The 16,555-nt window shown below is 65.4% G+C and carries 15 protein-coding genes and 1 riboswitch; of the genes, 13 read left to right on the forward strand and 2 right to left on the reverse strand.

Going from position 1 to position 16,555, the window contains the following annotated elements:
* Nucleotides 1–257 precede the first annotated feature (257 nt).
* Nucleotides 258–605 carry a cell division protein ZapA gene (locus V6M61_RS00705; RefSeq protein ID WP_332774627.1) on the reverse strand — a complete coding sequence of 116 codons (348 nt, stop codon included), beginning with the start codon at nucleotides 603–605 and terminating at the stop codon, nucleotides 258–260.
* Nucleotides 602–847 carry a DUF904 domain-containing protein gene (locus V6M61_RS00710; RefSeq protein ID WP_332774628.1) on the reverse strand — a complete coding sequence of 82 codons (246 nt, stop codon included), beginning with the start codon at nucleotides 845–847 and terminating at the stop codon, nucleotides 602–604. Before V6M61_RS00710 ends, V6M61_RS00705 begins: the two co-directional genes overlap by 4 nt.
* Nucleotides 848–885: 38 nt before the next feature.
* A riboswitch (cobalamin riboswitch) is annotated at nucleotides 886–1,164 on the forward strand.
* Between the two features lie 196 nt (nucleotides 1,165–1,360).
* On the opposite strand from V6M61_RS00710, the gene V6M61_RS00715 reads away from it, so the two are divergent.
* The 13 genes from V6M61_RS00715 to V6M61_RS00775 all read left to right on the forward strand — a co-directional run bounded on the left by V6M61_RS00715 (nucleotide 1,361) and on the right by V6M61_RS00775 (nucleotide 16,512).
* Complete coding sequence (locus V6M61_RS00715) at nucleotides 1,361–2,698, forward strand: cobyrinate a,c-diamide synthase (RefSeq protein ID WP_332774629.1); 1,338 nt, start codon at nucleotides 1,361–1,363, stop codon at nucleotides 2,696–2,698.
* A gap of 114 nt (nucleotides 2,699–2,812) precedes the next feature.
* Nucleotides 2,813–3,667, forward strand: coding sequence for an ABC transporter substrate-binding protein (locus V6M61_RS00720; RefSeq protein ID WP_332774630.1), 855 nt, complete (start codon nucleotides 2,813–2,815; stop codon nucleotides 3,665–3,667).
* On the forward strand, nucleotides 3,660–4,244 hold the full coding sequence (cobU, locus tag V6M61_RS00725; protein WP_332774631.1) for a bifunctional adenosylcobinamide kinase/adenosylcobinamide-phosphate guanylyltransferase: 585 nt from the start codon (nucleotides 3,660–3,662) through the stop codon (nucleotides 4,242–4,244). Before V6M61_RS00720 ends, cobU begins: the two co-directional genes overlap by 8 nt.
* Nucleotides 4,241–5,113: an ABC transporter substrate-binding protein gene (locus V6M61_RS00730; RefSeq protein WP_332774632.1), complete on the forward strand. Its 873-nt coding sequence runs from the start codon at nucleotides 4,241–4,243 to the stop codon at nucleotides 5,111–5,113. Before cobU ends, V6M61_RS00730 begins: the two co-directional genes overlap by 4 nt.
* Nucleotides 5,110–6,138, forward strand: coding sequence for a FecCD family ABC transporter permease (locus V6M61_RS00735; RefSeq protein WP_442957712.1), 1,029 nt, complete (start codon nucleotides 5,110–5,112; stop codon nucleotides 6,136–6,138). The genes V6M61_RS00730 and V6M61_RS00735 overlap by 4 nt, the downstream gene beginning before the upstream one ends.
* A complete protein-coding gene (locus V6M61_RS00740) occupies nucleotides 6,135–6,926 on the forward strand; it encodes an ABC transporter ATP-binding protein (protein ID WP_332774633.1) in 792 nt (263 codons plus the stop codon). The genes V6M61_RS00735 and V6M61_RS00740 overlap by 4 nt, the downstream gene beginning before the upstream one ends.
* A 29-nt stretch (nucleotides 6,927–6,955) precedes the next feature.
* Nucleotides 6,956–7,525, forward strand: a complete 570-nt coding sequence (cobO, locus tag V6M61_RS00745) for a cob(I)yrinic acid a,c-diamide adenosyltransferase (protein WP_332774634.1) — start codon at nucleotides 6,956–6,958, stop codon at nucleotides 7,523–7,525.
* Nucleotides 7,526–7,549: 24 nt separating this feature from the next.
* A complete protein-coding gene (locus tag V6M61_RS00750) occupies nucleotides 7,550–8,371 on the forward strand; it encodes an ABC transporter ATP-binding protein (protein ID WP_332774635.1) in 822 nt (273 codons plus the stop codon).
* A 223-nt stretch (nucleotides 8,372–8,594) separates the two neighbouring features.
* Nucleotides 8,595–9,392: an ABC transporter substrate-binding protein gene (locus tag V6M61_RS00755; protein WP_332774636.1), complete on the forward strand. Its 798-nt coding sequence runs from the start codon at nucleotides 8,595–8,597 to the stop codon at nucleotides 9,390–9,392.
* Between the two features lie 11 nt (nucleotides 9,393–9,403).
* Nucleotides 9,404–10,450 carry a FecCD family ABC transporter permease gene (locus V6M61_RS00760; RefSeq protein ID WP_332774637.1) on the forward strand — a complete coding sequence of 349 codons (1,047 nt, stop codon included), beginning with the start codon at nucleotides 9,404–9,406 and terminating at the stop codon, nucleotides 10,448–10,450.
* Nucleotides 10,451–10,545: 95 nt separating this feature from the next.
* The gene (gene cobW, locus V6M61_RS00765; protein WP_332774638.1) at nucleotides 10,546–11,598 is read left to right on the forward strand and encodes a cobalamin biosynthesis protein CobW; all 1,053 of its coding nucleotides are present in this window, start codon (nucleotides 10,546–10,548) and stop codon (nucleotides 11,596–11,598) included.
* Nucleotides 11,599–11,614: 16 nt separating this feature from the next.
* Nucleotides 11,615–15,448 (forward strand): cobaltochelatase subunit CobN, encoded by a 3,834-nt coding sequence (cobN, locus tag V6M61_RS00770; protein ID WP_332774639.1) that lies wholly within the window; start codon nucleotides 11,615–11,617, stop codon nucleotides 15,446–15,448.
* Complete coding sequence (locus V6M61_RS00775; RefSeq protein WP_332774640.1) at nucleotides 15,445–16,512, forward strand: ATP-binding protein; 1,068 nt, start codon at nucleotides 15,445–15,447, stop codon at nucleotides 16,510–16,512. Before cobN ends, V6M61_RS00775 begins: the two co-directional genes overlap by 4 nt.
* Nucleotides 16,513–16,555: the final 43 nt, after the last annotated feature.

Genomic DNA, 16,555 nt, shown 5'->3' on the forward strand with positions numbered 1-16,555 from the left:
CCGGACCGTCATCCTGAACGCAGGGTTCAGGTGGGCGAGGGCAGTTTGGTTTCGGGTTCGCCTGACGCGAGACGATCACGCCTGCCAAACAATTTACCAAGCCCGAGCTCTAGGAGCATTGGTTCAAGGAAATATAAAGCCCGGTGCGCACTGCAGACAGTTTTGATTGTAGGCGCTTGCCGCGGGTCGTGCCGGGAGTGCCGGAAAAAGGGTGATAGCGCCGCAGTGTTTGCGGGCATGACAACACTACAAGTGCATCAAAGCAGGCGGCCGTCAATTCCGAGGGCGTTGTCAAGCCGCTGCAGCAGGACGGCCAGTTGCGGCTGCTCCGTACCCTCTGCGCTCGTGAAGGCCCTGCCGACGGCCGGTGCAGCCATCACGGCCGGGGTTGCCAGCAGGCCGGCGTCGCGGTCGGACAATTCAAATGCCAGGTTCAGGGCCGCGAGGACCGCAATCCGGTCGCGTGCCTTGAGCTTGCCGGCATCGCGGATCTTGCACATGGCCGTATCGACCTTCTCGACCGCATCGAGCAGGCGCGCATCGCCGTTTTCGGGGCAGCCCAGCAGATAGCTTTGGCCCATGATTTGTACTTCGAGCTGCTTCATTGGTCAGATCTGGCGGGTGTGCTTGAGTGGCCGAATGGGCTGGCCGCTTCCGGCAGGCGTTCCAGCAAGGCATCAACCCGTGCGCGGGCGGCGCTCAGGCGGGATTTGAGCGAATCGCGCTCGTGCGTCAAAACGCTCACCTGCTCGCTGAGCAAGGCATTGGTGCGTTGCAGCTCATCGTAGCGCAGCAGGAGCCGCTCAACGCGTTCGGCAATCTGGTCAAGTTGAGTCTGGTTTGCCATGGCAACACCAATTGTAGGGTTTGAAGGGGTTTTGGCGCGTAGAATCTCGCCTGTTGGTGCTCGCAGTGTGGTTCACACGCTGCAGTTCAACGGGAAGCAGGAGGAAGTCAAGGCCATCCGGATCGGGTCCACCCCGGTTCGCAAGCGCTGCGATTTTCAACCTGCGCTGCCCCCGCAACGGTAAGCGGACGAATGCGACTCCACTTTGGACCCATTCAACTTTCATCAATAGCCACTGAGCGCCCTGAACACGTGCTTGGGAAGGTGATGCAAGTAGCTCCGCCAGCCCGGATACCGGCCAACAAGGTGAACGCGCACGTCCTGAATTTGACCGAGCGTTTGTAACGCTCATGCACTGGCGGGGAGGCTGGTGAGGGCATTTTGTTGAAGATTGACCCCATGAAAACCCATTCAATCCATCCGCAAGCCGGCAGGGCCGTTGCTGCTGCGTTGCGCGTGAGCTTCCAAGGGCAGTAATCAGTCCTGCTCGCACTCCACGTCAAAGGAAGTCTTTTGTCTGCTGCTCACTGCCCCGCCATCCTCGTCGCCGCCCCGGCCTCCGGTCAGGGCAAGACGACCCTGGCCTGCGCCTTGGCGCGGCTCCACGCGCGCCAGGGGCGGCGGGTTCGGGTGTTCAAGTGCGGGCCGGATTTTCTGGACCCGTACTGGCTGACGCTGGCCAGCGGTGCGCCGGTGCACCAGCTGGATTTGTGGATGACCGGCGAGGCCGATTGCGCGCAGCGTCTGCATGATGCCGCGCTGGAAGCGGACCTGATCATCGTCGAGGGTGTGATGGGGCTGTTTGACGGGCAGCCGAGTGCGGCGGACCTGGCGCAGCGCTTTGACTTGCCGGTGCTGGCGGTGATTGACGCCAGCGCCATGGCAGGTACGTTTGGCGCGTTGGCCTGGGGCCTGCAACACTACCGTGAAGGTTTGCGCTTTGCCGGTGTGCTGGCCAACCGCGTGGCATCCGAAGGCCATGCGGCCATGCTGCAGGACGGTTTGCGTGACCCCGCACAATGGCAGGGCGGCTTGATGCGAAGCGCGGCGTTCACGCTGCCTGAACGCCATCTGGGCCTGGTCATGTCGGACGAGATGGACGATGCGATGCCGCGGCTCGACGCGGCGGCCGATGCGCTGGCCGGAACAAAGCTCGGGAAGATGGCTGCGCATGACTTGCAGGCCTGGTCGGTCGCGTTTGAGGCGCCTGCGCAAGCTGTTCAGGCGACGGACCCGCAGGCCTTGCAGGGGCAGACCATCGCGGTCGCGCGGGACGCGGCCTTCTGCTTTCTGTACGCGGCCAATCTGGACTGCCTGCAGGCGCTGGGGGCCAGGCTGGTTTATTTTTCGCCGCTGGCCGATGCCGGTCTGCCTGAATGCGACGCGCTCTGGTTGCCGGGCGGCTACCCCGAGCTGCATGCCGCCGGCATCGCGGGCAACACGCGCATGCAAGCCAGCATTGCCGCGCATGTCAAGGCCGGCAAGCCGGTCTGGGCCGAGTGCGGCGGCATGATGGCGCTGTTTGAGACGCTGACCACCGTGGACGGGACCGCGCATGCCATGTGGGGCATCCTGCCGGGCAGCGTGACCATGCAAAAGCGTCTGGCCGCGCTGGGGCCGCAGCAGCTTGAGGTGGCGGGCGGGGCCTTGCGGGGCCATACGTTTCACTATTCCACCTGTGCCACGCCCTTGCAGGCTGTGGGGCGGACCCGCGCCGCACCGGGGCGAACCCTGCGCGGCGACGGGGAAGCCCTGTATGTGTCGCGCTCGGTGCGCGCGAGCTACTTTCATGCCTGGTTTGCATCCAGCCCGGATACCGCGGCCCGCCTGTTCCTGAAGGAATCGCCATGAGCCGCCGGGCCGCTCCCAAGGCGAATACCGCAGCGCGTAGCGCGAAGGTTACCCAATGAGCCGCCGGGCCGCTCCCAAGGCGAATACCGCAGCGCGTAGCGCGAAGGTTACCCAATGACCGCTGATTCAATCCGGCGCCCCGATTGGCGCAGCACGGCGCACCAGGCCAGCACCCTCGGCCCGCAGCGCATCGTCTGCCTGACCGAGGAGCCGACCGAGTGGCTTTACCTGCTGGGTGAAGAGCGGCGCATTGTGGGGATTTCGGGCTACACCGTGCGGCCGCCGCGCGCCCGCGAAGAAAAGCCCAAGGTCAGCGCCTTTCTCAGCGCCAAGATCGACAAGATCGTGGCGCTGCGGCCTGACTGCGTGATCGGGTTTTCGGACCTGCAGGCCGATATTGCATCCCAGCTGGTTCGCAAAGGCATTCAGGTCACGATCTTCAACCAGCGCAGCGTGGCGGAAATCTTTTCGATGATGTACCAGCTGGCGGCCATGGTCGGGCAGGCGCAGCGCGGCCTGGCGCTGATCCAGGCCATGCAGGGCAGGCTGCTGGCCATCGAGCAGGCGGCCGCCGGCCTCAAGCGCCGGCCCCGTGTTTATTTTGAAGAGTGGTACGACCCGCACATCAGCGCGATTGCCTGGGTATCGGAAGTGATCGGTATTGCCGGTGGCGACGACTGTTTTCCCGAGCTGGCTGCCAAGGCTCTGGGCAAGGAGCGCATCATTGCCGACGGCGCCGAGATCGTGCGGCGTAACCCCGACATTATTCTGGGCTCCTGGTGCGGGCGAAAATTCAGGCCTGACCATGTGCGCACCAGAGCCGGTTGGGAGAACGTCAACGCCGTCAAAACCGGCCAGCTGTTCGAGATCAAGTCCGCCGAGATCCTGCAGCCAGGCCCGGCGGCGCTGACCGACGGCGTGGAACAGATTCACCGAATCATCATGGCTTGGGGAGCCCTGCATGACTAAAGGCGTGGCCCGCAGCGAATTCATTCTCGGCGGCCAGAAAAGCGGCAAGTCGCGCCGCGCCGAACTGCTGGCGCGCGACTGGCTGGCGCAGTCGCCGGAACACCAGGCCGTGTTCATCGCCACGGCCCAGCCCTGGGACGATGAGATGCGCGAACGCATTGCCCGCCACCAGCAAGACCGGGCCGCGCGCGTACCCGGCATGCGCACGGTGGAAGAGCCGGTGCAGCTGGCCCAGGCCCTGACCCGGCATAGCCAGTCCCAAACATTGATCGTGGTGGACTGCCTGACCCTGTGGCTGACCAATTGGGTGATGCCAGCCGGAGATTTAGAGCAAAAAGAGGCTTCGGCCCATGATTTACATGCGCAGATAGCTATGTTTTTGATAGCAATAAAAGAGACGGCCGGCCCCCTTGTGCTGGTCGGCAACGAGATCGGTCTGGGCGTGATCCCCCTGGGCCGCGAGGTCCGCAGCTTTGTCGATGCGCTGGGCCGGCTCAACCAGGATGTGGCGCAGGCCTGCGGGCGCGTGACCTTGATGGCGGCGGGTTTGCCGCTGACGCTGAAAGACGATTCATGAAGCCGTGGCTCCGGCATTGTCTGCTTGCCTGCGCGCTGTGCGGCCTGCAGGCCGTGCAGGCTTTCCAAGTCACCGACGACCGTGGTGTGGTGGTCACTTTCCCCCAGGCGCCGCAACGCATCGTCAGTCTGCTGCCCTCGTTGACCGAGACCATTTGCGAGCTCGGGCAATGCCACCGGCTGGTCGGTGTGGACCGTTACTCCAACTGGCCGGCGACTGTGCTTGCCTTGCCGCAAGTCGGTGGCGGGATGGATCCGAACATCGAGGGCATCGTGGCCCTCAAGCCCGATGTGGTGGTGCTGGCCCAGTCATCGCGCGCGATTGTGCGGCTGGAGTCGTTGGGCCTGAAGGTCGTGGCGCTGGAGCCCAAAAGCCACGCCGATGTGCGGCGCGTGATCGGCAAGATGGGGCAGGTGCTGGATGTGCCGCATGAGACCGGCCCGGCGCGGGTGTGGCGCGTGATTGATGCGGGCGTCTCCGCGGCCGCCCAGTCCTTGCCCGCCAGGGTCAAAAACACGCGGGTCTACTTTGAGGTCAACCGCGGCCCTTACGCGGCCGGCGAGTCGTCTTTCATGGGCGAAACCCTGGCCCGGCTCGGCGTCAAGAACATCGTGCCCAAGGCGCTTGGGCCTTTCCCCAAACTCAACCCCGAGTACGTCGTGCGGGCCAACCCGGACGTGATCATGATCGGCGAGCGCAACGTGCAGGGCATGGCGCAGCGGCCCGGCTGGGCAGGGATACGCGCCATTCGCGAGCAACGCGTCTGCGTGTTCAAGCCCGATGAGTCCGACATTCTGATACGCCCCGGCCCGCGCATGGCGGAAGCGGCCCGGCTCATGGCCAAGTGCCTGCAGGACAAGGCGCCATGATGCGCATTGACCAGGACATCACGCACCAGCATCGCTTGGCCTGGGGGCTGGGCATGAGCCTGTTGCTGGCCAGTGCGGCTTTTTTGCTGATGGGTGCAGGGGTGGGCAGTACCGGCTTTGAAAGCGTGCTCAAGGCCTGGCATGACCCGGCGGCCTGGCAGATTGTCTGGGACATTCGCCTGCCGCGCACGCTGGGGGCCTGGCTGGCCGGCGCGCTGCTGGGGCTGGCCGGCGCGGTGGCGCAAGGCCTGTTTCGCAACCCGCTGGCCGATCCCTACCTGCTGGGCAGTGCGTCCGGCGCCTCGCTGGGGGTGGCGATTGCGCTGGCGCTGTTTGGCGTGTCACCTTTTGCCATGCAGTGGCTGGTGCGCCTGGGCCTGACGGGTGCGGCCTTTGTCGGCGCCGTGGCCGCCGTGCTGCTCACCCTGCTGCTGGCCAAAGGGGTGCAGCACACCCTGCGCCTGTTGCTGGCCGGCGTGATTGTGGGCGTGGTGCTGGGCGCCGTCAGCGCGCTCACCATGCTCCTGATGCCCGACATCATGCAGGCGATGCAGGCGTTTCTGCTGGGCTCCACCGGGTTTGTCGGCTGGACGTCCTGCGCCCTGATGGCCGCGGTGTTGCTGGCCTGCGTGGTCGTGGCATGGATGCTCAGCCATGCGCTGGACGGCCTGGCGCTGGGCGAGGCCACCGCGCTCAGCCTGGGTTTGCCGCTGCCGGCCATGCGTGCTGCGCTGGTGGTGGTGCTGGCATTGGCGACCGGAACCGCCGTGGCGCAAACCGGCCTGATTGCTTTTGTCGGCCTGGCCGCACCGCATCTGGTGCGCTCGGTCGCCAAGACCACGCATGGCCGCCTGATTGTGCTGGCCAGCCTGATGGGGGCCGTTCTGCTGATGGTGGCGGACGTGCTGGCGCGCTGGCTGATTGCGCCGCAGGAGTTGCCTGTGGGCGTGCTCACCGCCGTGCTGGGCGGCAGCTACCTGCTGTGGCTGATGCACCGGCGCACCGGGCAGGGGAGCAGTTTATGACCCCCACTACCCATTTTGCTATCAATTCAATAGCTATTGACGCACATTCCGTCAGGGCCAGCCTTGGAAATGTTGAGGTATTGCACGATATTTCCGTGGCCTTGCCGGCAGGCCGCTGGACCAGCATCGTGGGCCCCAACGGTGCCGGCAAATCCACCTTGCTCAAAGTGCTGGCGGGCTTGCTGGCGCACCGTGGCGAGGTGGCCTTGCTGGGGCAGGCGCTGACCCGCATGCCTGGCCGCACGCGCGCGCAGCGGCTGTCCTGGCTGGGGCAGAACGAAGGCAGCGCCGATGACCTGACGGTGTATGACGTGGCCATGCTGGGCCGCCTGCCGCACCAGCCCTGGCTGGCGCCGCCCAGCGATGAGGACTGTGCTGCCGTGGAGCGCGCCCTGCGGTCCACCCAGGCCTGGGACTGGCGCGGCCGGCCCTTGAGCCAGCTGTCGGGCGGGGAGCGCCAGCGCGTGCTGCTGGCGCGGGCACTGGCGGTCGAGGCACAGGTGCTGCTCATGGACGAACCGCTGGCCAACCTCGATCCCCCGCACCAGACCGACTGGCTGTTGATGGTGCGCGAGCTGGTCGCGGCCGGCAAAACCGTGGTCAGCGTGCTGCACGAAATTTCGCTGGCGCTGCAGGCCGACGAGATGGTGGTCATGGCGCAGGGCCGGGTGCTGCACCACGGCAACTGCAGCGACGCCGCCACGCACCGCGCGCTGGAGCAGGTGTTTGATCACCGGATTGCCGTTTACTCGCTGGCAGGCCAGTGGCTGGCCTTGCCAAAAATCTAAGCATCCATTCAGCTCAGGAAAGACACACCATGGAAATCGAAACCCCACCCCTGCTGCGCGACACCCCCAAACCCCAGGGCGAGCGCCGCGGCCTGGTCATCGTGCACACCGGCACCGGCAAGGGCAAGAGCACGGCGGCCTTCGGGCTGGCGCTGCGCGCGCATGGCCGTGGCAAGTCGGTCAAGGTGTACCAGTTCATGAAGGTACCCTCTGCACGTTTTGGTGAACACCGGCTGTTCGAGCAACTGGGTATCCCCATCGAAGGCCTGGGCGATGGTTTCAGCTGGAAAAGCCGCGACCTCGACCACTCCGCCGAACTGGCGCTGGCGGGCTGGGCCAAGGCCGAAGCTGCAGTGCGCGCAGGCGAGCACTTCATGGTGGTGCTTGACGAGATCATGTACCCGCTGCGCTACGGCTGGATACCGTTGGAGGCCGTGCTGACCTGCCTGCGCGAACGCCCGCCGCATGTGCACGTGGTGCTGACCGGCCGTGGCGCGCCTGCCGAGCTGATCGAGCTGGCCGACACGGTGACCGAAATGACGTTGGTCAAGCACCACTTCAAAGCCGGCGTGCCGGCGCAACGCGGGATTGAAGACTGATTGCGGGCTGCCGGGATGAATGCCTTGAACCCTGCTTTGCAGCCTGTGCTGGAGGTGCATGCCATGTCCATGCAGCGCCAGGACAGGATGGTGTTGAACCGCGTCTCCATGTCAGTGCCCTTCGGGGCGCATGTTGCGCTGGTTGGGCCCAATGGTTCTGGCAAAACCACCTTGCTGCAGGTGATGGCGGGGCGTCTCCAGCCGTCTCAGGGGCGTGTGACGGTGGGGGGGCTTGATCTGGCCCGCATGCCCGGCATGGAGCGTGCCAGACAACTGGCCGTGGTTCACCAGCATGAGCAAGTGCATGGGCAGCTGCGCGTGCGTGACTATGTGGCACTGGGGCGTACCCCGCATGTCGAAGCCAGCAAAGACGAAAGCGCGCAGGCAGTCAGCAGCGCTTTGACGCGCTGCCGCCTGGACGGGCTGCAAGACCGGTTGATGCGCACGCTGTCAGGCGGCGAGCAGCAGCGTGCCGCGATCGCCCGTGCCCTCGCGCAGGAACCCCGTATCTTGTTGTTGGACGAGCCTACCAATCACCTGGATTTAAGAACCCGTGCCGACGTGTTGGACTTGCTGGCCGAACTGGGCGTAACGGTGGTTGCGGCGCTGCATGAACTGAGCCTGGTGCAACGTTTTGCCCATCGCGTGGTCTTGCTCAGCCAGGGCCAGGTGCTCGCGGATGACCAGCCCTCCAGGGTTTTCACCCAGGAACTGGTGCTGGGTCATTTCGGCATGGATGTGTTCTACCTGCCAATACCGCACCGCGAGCACGACGTTGCCGTGTTTGAGTCCCCCCAAACAGCCCGCTCGCCGCTTGCAGAGCGGTTTGGGGCTGCAATTCGTTGAATTTTTTAACTACCCTTGAAGAAAGAGTCCCATGACATTGGTATTGCGTCGATTGAAACCCCGGTCCACCCGTGCAAGCCTGCCCTTGGTGCTTGGCGCCCTGGCCTTCTGCGTGGGGGTGGCAGGCGCGCAAGCGCAAACGTTTCCGGTAACAGTGGACAGTTGCGGTGAAAAGCTGACATTTGCGGCCCCGCCCAAAGCGGCCGTCATCCACGACATCAACATGACCGACATGGCGCTTGCGCTGGGGCTGCAGAAAAACATGGCGGGAGTGAGCGGCATCACGGGCTGGTACAAGACGAGTCCGGAGTTCAGGCAGGCCTTGGGCGGTATCCGTGAGATTGCACCCAAGCAACCTACCATGGAGAATATTTTGTCGGTCAACCCGGACTTCTTTTTTGCGGGTTGGAACTACGGCATGAAAGTGGGGGGCGACGTCACGCCCACCACTTTGCAAAAGTACAAAATCCCTACCTTGGTATTGAGCGAAAGCTGCATTCACGTGGACAAAAGCCGTCCGCGTGCATCGATGGATTTGTTGTACCTCGATTACGTCAAGCTGGGCAGTATCTTTGGCAAGGAAGCCACGGCAAAAGCCCAGGTCAGCGAGTGGAAACAACGCCTGGCGCGCCTGCCCAAAGCGGCAGGCAAAGAGGCCACGCGCATGTTCTTGTTTGACTCGGGCGAAGACAAACCGTTTACCGCAGGCAAATTTGCCATACCCACAGCCATGATGGAGGCGGCTGGCGGCCGTAACATCATGGACGACGTTGAAACCAGCTGGGGTACCGTGGCTTGGGAAGCTGTGGCCGCGCGCAATCCTGAGTTCTTGGTTTTGCTGGACTACCAGAACGATGGTGGTGCCGAAAAACTCATGCAGTTTTTGCAAAGGCACCCTCTGATGCAGCACACAGATGCGGTCAAGAACAAACGTTTCGTGGCTTTGCGTTATGAAGAGTTGACCCCCGGTCCCGCCAATATTGGTGCAATCGAAAAGGTCGCCAAGGCGGTAGCGCATTGAACTCCGGCACCATGCTGAATGCCGCGAGGCTCTGGCCGAAAGGCGGGTACACTCCTGCGCGCGTAGGGCTGTGGCTGCTCGCGTTGCTGGGCTGCGTCAGCATGGTGTCGGTCGTGTCTGGCGCCACTTCGGTGAGCTTGTCCCAGGTGGGCCATAGCCTGGGCTTGCTGCTGAGTGGCGCGGATGGGACGCGCTACACCATGGTGGACCGCATTGTGGTGGACTTGCGCATTCCACGCCTGTTGCTCGCGATTTTGGTGGGTGGTGGCTTGGCCCTGGTCGGGGCCTTGCTGCAAACTGCGACGCGCAACGATTTGTCGGATCCCTACCTGTTTGGCTTGTCTTCCGGGTCGGCGGCTGGTGCCGTTGCGGTGATAACGCTGACGGGGGAGGTGTTGGGCATTTGGACCTTGCCGCTGGCCGCTTTTGCGGGCGGGATGGCGTCGGTGGTGGTGGTCTTGCTGTTGCTGCGTCGCTACCGCAGCCACACCCCGGAACGCATGATTTTGGCGGGTCTGTCGGTGTCATTTTTGTTCACGGCCTTGACCTATTACTTCACTTTTTTGGGTGACCAGCGCGCAGCGCAATCGGTACTTTTCTGGACCATGGGCGGTCTCGGGTCTGCGCGCTGGGATAACCTTTTCGTGCCATTGTCGGGTCTGCTGGTGCTGGCGGCCTTTTCGTGGCGAAACGTGGGGGCGCTGGATGCCATGCTGAGTGGCGAAAACACTGCCCACAGTTTGGGCATCGACCCGGAACGCCTGCGCATCCAGGTGTTTGTGGTGTGCGCATTTGCCACCGCCTGTTTTGTGGCGGTGTCTGGTGTTATCGGGTTTGTGGGCTTGATGGTGCCGCATTTGGCCAGGGCGTTGGCGGGTGCTCTGCACCGCAGCATGTTGTTTCTGGCGGTGCTCATCGGCGCACTGTTGCTGCTGCTGAGCGACGTAGTTTGCCGCACTATATTGGCGCCCCAGGAATTGCCCGTGGGCATCGTTACCGCCAGCGTGGGTGCGCTCTTTGTGATGTATACCCTGCTGAATCAACGGGAAACACCATGAGCGCCAACTTTTCACATCGGTATCCAATGCGGCTCCCCGCCGCGCGCCAAGCCCTTTTTTTCAAGTAACCCCAAGATCACCTTTAGGACCTTTTCATGCAAACCCGCAAGATCCCCGCCACCATCGTCACCGGTTTCCTCGGCAGTGGCAAAACCACGCTGTTGCGCCATCTGCTGAGCAACGCGCAAGGCCGGCGCATCGCCGTCATCGTCAACGAATTTGGCGAACTGGGCATCGACGGCGAACTGCTGCGCGGCTGCGGCATTGGCTGTGACGAAAACGGCGTGGAAGACGGGCAGCTGTTCGAGTTGGCCAATGGCTGCCTGTGCTGCACGGTGCAGGAAGAATTCGCTCCCGTGATGGAACAGCTGGCGGCGCGGCGCGGGCAGATCGATCACCTCGTGATCGAGACCTCGGGCCTGGCGCTGCCCAAGCCACTGGTGCAGGCCTTCCAGTGGCCTGCGCTGCGCAACGCCTTCACAGTGGACGCTGTGATTACCGTCGTTGACGCCCCGGCCGTGGCCGCTGGACGCTTTGCCGACGACCCCGTGGCCGTTGATGCCCAGCGCCGTGCTGATGACAACCTGGACCACGATTCGCCGCTGGCTGAACTGTTTGAAGACCAGCTCGCCACCGCCGACCTGGTGGTGGTGCACAAGACCGACGGCATGGACACGGCCGCGCTGGCCGGCGTGGAATCGGCCATCCGTGCCGAAACGCCACCCGGCGTGAAGCTGGTGCATGCCCAGCACGGCCGCATCGACTTGTCCGTGCTGTTGGGGCTGGAGAAGGCCGTGGAAGACGCGATCGACCAGCGCAAGACCCACCACGACGAGGAGGAAGACCATGACCACGACGCCTTCGATTCGGTCTCGGTCACGCTGAATGTGGCCGACCGCGAACAGCTGCTGCGTGCGCTGGCGGGTCTGGTCGAGCGCCACGAGATCTACCGCGCCAAGGGTTTTGTCGCTCTGCCGGGCGTGGCCATGCGGCTGGTGGTCCAAGGCGTGGGGCAGCGCTTTGACAGCTACTTCGACCGGCCCTGGCGCAGCGAGGAGTTGCGCGCGACGCGCCTGGTGCTGATCGGCGACCACCTGGACGCGGCGGTGTTGCAGCGCGAACTCTCCGCCGCCTTGCAACCCGCCTGACCCGGGCCGAACCACCATGCATTTGCTGTCTACCCGACCCGGCGGCCATGTTGAGGACAACGGGCTGGGCGTAGTGCGCGTGGCGCAGACACCCGGCGATATCGTGGTGCTGAGTGCGGCCGACACCACGCTGTCGCTGCTGGCCGATGTGGCGGCGGGCTTGGACGCCAGCTACCCCACGGTGCGCCTGGCCAATCTGATGTGGCTGCGCCAGCCCGCGTCCACGGACCTGTATGCGGACGACGTGCTGCGCCACGCGCGCGTGGTGATCATTGACCACCTGGGCAGCCCCAGCGACTGGGCCTATGTGGTGGAACAGGCCATGGCATTGGCTCGCGAACGGGGCCAATGGCTGGCGATGTTTTCGGGCGATTTTGGCGAAGACCTGCAACTGCTGATGCGCAGCACCGCCGCGCAGGACGACTGCCGCCAGCTGTGGCGTTGCCTGCGCGAGGGCGGGCGCGACAACGCGCAGACCTTCTTCTCGCTGATCGGCCATGCCGCATTTGGCATCGGCGCCAGGCCGCCGGCGCCTGTGGCGCTGCCGGCCGCGCTGATCTACCGGCCGCAGGCTGCCCTGCCCCCGTGGCAGGCCGGTGCGCCGGTGGCGCTGCTGGTGTTTTACCGCGCCCATTTGCAGGCCGGCAACACGGCTGTGTTCGACGCCATGCTGGCCGCCTTGGCCGATGCCGGCCTGAACACGCTGGCGCTGGCGGTGGATTCGCTGAAGACCCCGGCCAGCCACGCCATGCTGCAGTCGCTGGCCGCCGAGCACCAGGTGGCGGTGGTGCTGAATGCGACCAGCTTTGCCGTGTCCTCGCTGGACGGTGGTGACGACGACATGCTGCCCAAGAGTCTGGCGACAGCCTTGGCAGGTGATGCCCCGGTGCTGCAGCTCATCACCGCCGGCTGTTCGCAAGAGCAATGGCTGGCCGACCCGCACGGCCTGGCCCCGCGCGATCTGGCCATGCAGGTGGTGCTGCCCGAGGTGGACGGCCGCATCGGCACCCGCGCCATCAGCTTCAAGGGCCTGGCCTGGCGCTGCGAGCGCACCGAGATGGATGTGGTGCGCTACCAGCCCGAGCCCGAACGCATTGCCTTCGTCGCCGAGCTGGCACGCCGCTGGTGCGTGCTGCAGGGCAAACCCAATGCGCACAAGCGCATAGCGTTGATCCTCGCCAACTACCCCAACGACGACGCCCGGCTGGCCAATGGCGTGGGGCTGGACACCCCAGCATCCACCGTGGTCATCCTGCAGGCGCTGCGCGAGGCCGGTTACGCCACCGGTGCGCTGCCCGAGGGGGGCGACGCGCTGATGGCCGAGCTGGTACGCGGCGTGACCAATAACCTGGACACCAATGATGAGCGTCCTGCCGGGCAAAGCCTGGCCATGGCCGATTACCTGGCAGACTTCAATGCGTTGCCCGCCGAGAGCCGCGATGCCGTCAATGCGTTATGGGGCCGACCGGAAGACGACCCGATGCTGCGCAGCGGCCGCTTCATGGTGCCCGGGCTGCGCCTGGGTCAGGTGTTTGTGGGCATCCAGCCCGCGCGCGGACGGGATCTGGATGTGGTGGCCAGCTACCACGATGCCGACTTGGTGCCCACGCACAACTACCTGGCGTTCTATTTCTGGCTGCGCCGTGCCTTTGCGGTGGACGCCGTGGTGCATGTGGGCAAGCACGGCAACCTGGAATGGCTGCCCGGCAAGAGCGTGGCGCTGGGCGCCGCCTGCTGGCCCGATGCCATCCTCGGCCCGCTGCCGCACCTCTATCCCTTCATCGTCAACGACCCCGGCGAGGGCAGCCAGGCCAAGCGGCGTACCCAGGCCGTGATCATCGACCACCTGATGCCGGCGCTGACCCGTTCCGAGACCTACGGCCCGCTGCAAGCGCTGGAGCGGCAGATGGACGAGTACTATGAGGCGCTGTCGCTGGACCCGCGGCGAGCCCGCTTGCTGCGCGCCGACATTCTGCAGCGCGTGTTGCGGGAAAACCTGCACCAGGAGCTGGGGTTCCAGCAACCCACCGACGACGCAGCGCGCGAACAGCTGCTCAACCGGCTGGATGCGTATTTGTGCGAGATCAAGGAGTCGCAGATTCGTGATGGGCTGCACATTCTCGGCCGTTCGCCGCAGGGGCGCCAGCGCACCGACACGCTGGTGGCGCTGGCGCGTTTTCCGGGCGGCAAAGGGGCAGGGCAGGGCAGCCTGCTGGTGGCGCTGGCGAAGGATTTGGGCCTGGACGGTTTTGATGCGCTCAGTCCGGACTGGGCCGAGCCCTGGTGCGGCCCTCGCCCGGCCGCATTGCAGCAGCTCAGCGACGATGCCTGGCGCCATGCCGGCCATACCCGCGAGCGGCTGGAGCTGCTGGCCGCGCAGTTGGTGACACGCCACCTGATGGTGGACGCAGCGGTTGAGGCAGAAAGCAATCCTCTTGATGCGCATGTCTGGCCGCACACCGCACCGGTGCTGCAACGCATGCATCAGACGCTGCGCCCGCGCCTGGACGCCTGCGGACCGAATGAAATAGAACAATTGCTGCGCGGGCTGGCGGGGCGCTTCGTGCCAGCCGGTCCCAGCGGCGCACCGTCGCGCGGCCGGCCCGATGTGCTGCCCACCGGACGCAACTTCTACTCGGTGGACACCCGGGCCGTGCCCACGCCCACGGCCTATGCGATGGGCTCCATCGCCGCCGATCGGGTGGTCGAACGCCACCTGCAAGACCATGGCGCGTTTCCGCGCGCGGTGGGGCTGTCGGTGTGGGGCACCAGCACCATGCGCACCGGCGGCGAAGACATTGCCCAGGCCTTTGCGCTGCTGGGCGTGCGGCCCAAGTGGGCGGCGGGCAGCACGCGGGTGGTGGACATCGAGGTGATGCCAATGACGATCAAGAGCCGGCCGCGCATCGACGTGACGCTGCGCGTCTCGGGCTTTTTTCGCGATGCCTTTCCGAATGTGATCGACCTGTTTGACACGGCGGTGCGCGCCGTGGCCGCCATCTCTGAAGAAGACGAACCCGACGAGGTGAACCCCATTCGTGCGCGGGTGCAGCGCGAAGCCGCCGAGGCCCAGGCCGCCGGCTTGGCTGCCGAAGACGCCCAGCGCCGCGCCACCTGGCGCGTTTTTGGCCCGCGCCTGGGCGGTTATGGCGCCGGGCTGCAAGAGCTGATGGCCAGCGGTCGCTGGAACGACGGCGCCGACCTGGCCCAGGCCTATTTGCGCGCCGGCGCCTTTGCCTACGGTCAGGGCGAGCATGGCGCGGCCGCACGCGGCAGTTTTGAGCAGCGCCTGGCCGGCCTGGATGCAGTGCTGCACAACCAGGACAACCGCGAGCACGATGTGCTCGATTCGGACGACTACTACCAGTTCCAGGGCGGCATGGCGGTGGCGGTGGAGCATCTGGCCGGCGCACCAGCCGCGCTGTACCACGGCGACTTCAGCGTGCCCGGTGCGCCGCGCATCCGCAGCCTGGGTGAGGAAGTGGCGCGTGTGGTGCGTTCGCGCGCCGTCAACCCCAAGTGGCTGGAGGGCGTGCGCCGCCACGGCTACAAGGGCGCGTTTGAGATGGCCGCCACGGTGGACTACCTGTTTGCGTTTGACGCCACCACCGGCGTGGTGGGCGACCACCAGTACGCGCTGGTGGCCGAGGCCTATTTGCACGACGACACCAACCGTGCGTTTTTGCAGCAGCACAACCCGCTGGCCCTGCGCAGCATTGGCGAGCGCCTGCTGGAGGCCATGCAGCGCGGCCTGTGGGAGGCGCCCGGCGAGCACCGCGAACGCATTGAAGACCATTTGCTGGCGCTGGAGCGCCGGCTCGAAGAACACGGAGAAGGACCCCTGGTATGAGCATTCCTGAACTGACCATTCCCGTCGAGCCCGCCACGCGTGCGGCCTTTCCGTTCACTGCGCTGGTCGGCCAGCCGCAGTTGCAGCGCGCGCTGCAGCTCGCCGCCATCGACCCCGGCATTGGCGGCGTGCTGATCAGCGGCCCACGCGGCACGGCCAAGTCCACCGCGGCGCGTGCACTGGCTGCGCTGTTGCCCGGTGCGCCCTTTGTCACGCTGCCGCTGGCCGCCAGCCTGGAGCAACTGGTGGGCACGCTGAATGTGGAAGACGTGCTGCGCAATAGTCAGGTGCGCCTGGCGCCCGGCCTGGTGGCGCGCGCCCATGGCGGTGTGCTCTATGTGGACGAGGTCAACCTGTTGCCCGACGCGCTGGTGGATGCCTTGCTGGATGTGGCTGCCAGTGGTGTGAACACGGTGGAGCGCGATGGGATTTCGCAGCAGCATGCCGCGCGCTTTGTTCTCGTGGGCACCATGAACCCGGAGGAGGGCGAGCTGCGTCCACAACTGCTGGACCGCTTTGGCCTCTCGCTGACGCTGGCCAACCCGGTGGATGCCCAGCAGCGCACCGCCATCCTGCGCGCGCGCCTGGGCTTTGACGAAAACCCGGCCGCTCTGGGTGAGCAGCATGCAGAAGAACAACGCGCGCTTAGCGCGGCGCTGGTGGCGGCTCGCGCCGCGTTGCCACGCCTGACCTGGTCTGACGCGGTGCTGCACCATGCAGCGGCCTGCGCGATGGTGGCGGGGGTGGACGGCATGCGCGCCGACCTGGTGATGCTGCGTGCCGCGCGTGCGCTGGCGGCGCTGGAAGGGCGCAGCGAAGTGACCGTGGACGATGTGGATGCCGTGGCCGAACTGGCACTGGCGCACCGTCGGCCTGAGGGCAGTGCGGCGCAGTCACCGGGGAATAGCACCGGATCGCCACAGTCCAGGCCCAGTCCCGAACGCCTGCAAGACCAACCGCCCCCGGCATCCGTACCCCAAGGCGACTGGGGCGCGCTGCCTGCCCAGCCCGAAGGCACCACCAAGGTCCAGCGAATAGCAGGGTGGCCACCAAAAAAAGCCTAGGCCACCCCAGCGGCCGCCCGCGCAACGGGCCTGGCAGCTGGCG

Source organism: Polaromonas sp., from assembly GCF_036676035.1.
In the GTDB taxonomy this organism is placed as follows: domain Bacteria; phylum Pseudomonadota; class Gammaproteobacteria; order Burkholderiales; family Burkholderiaceae_C; genus Polaromonas.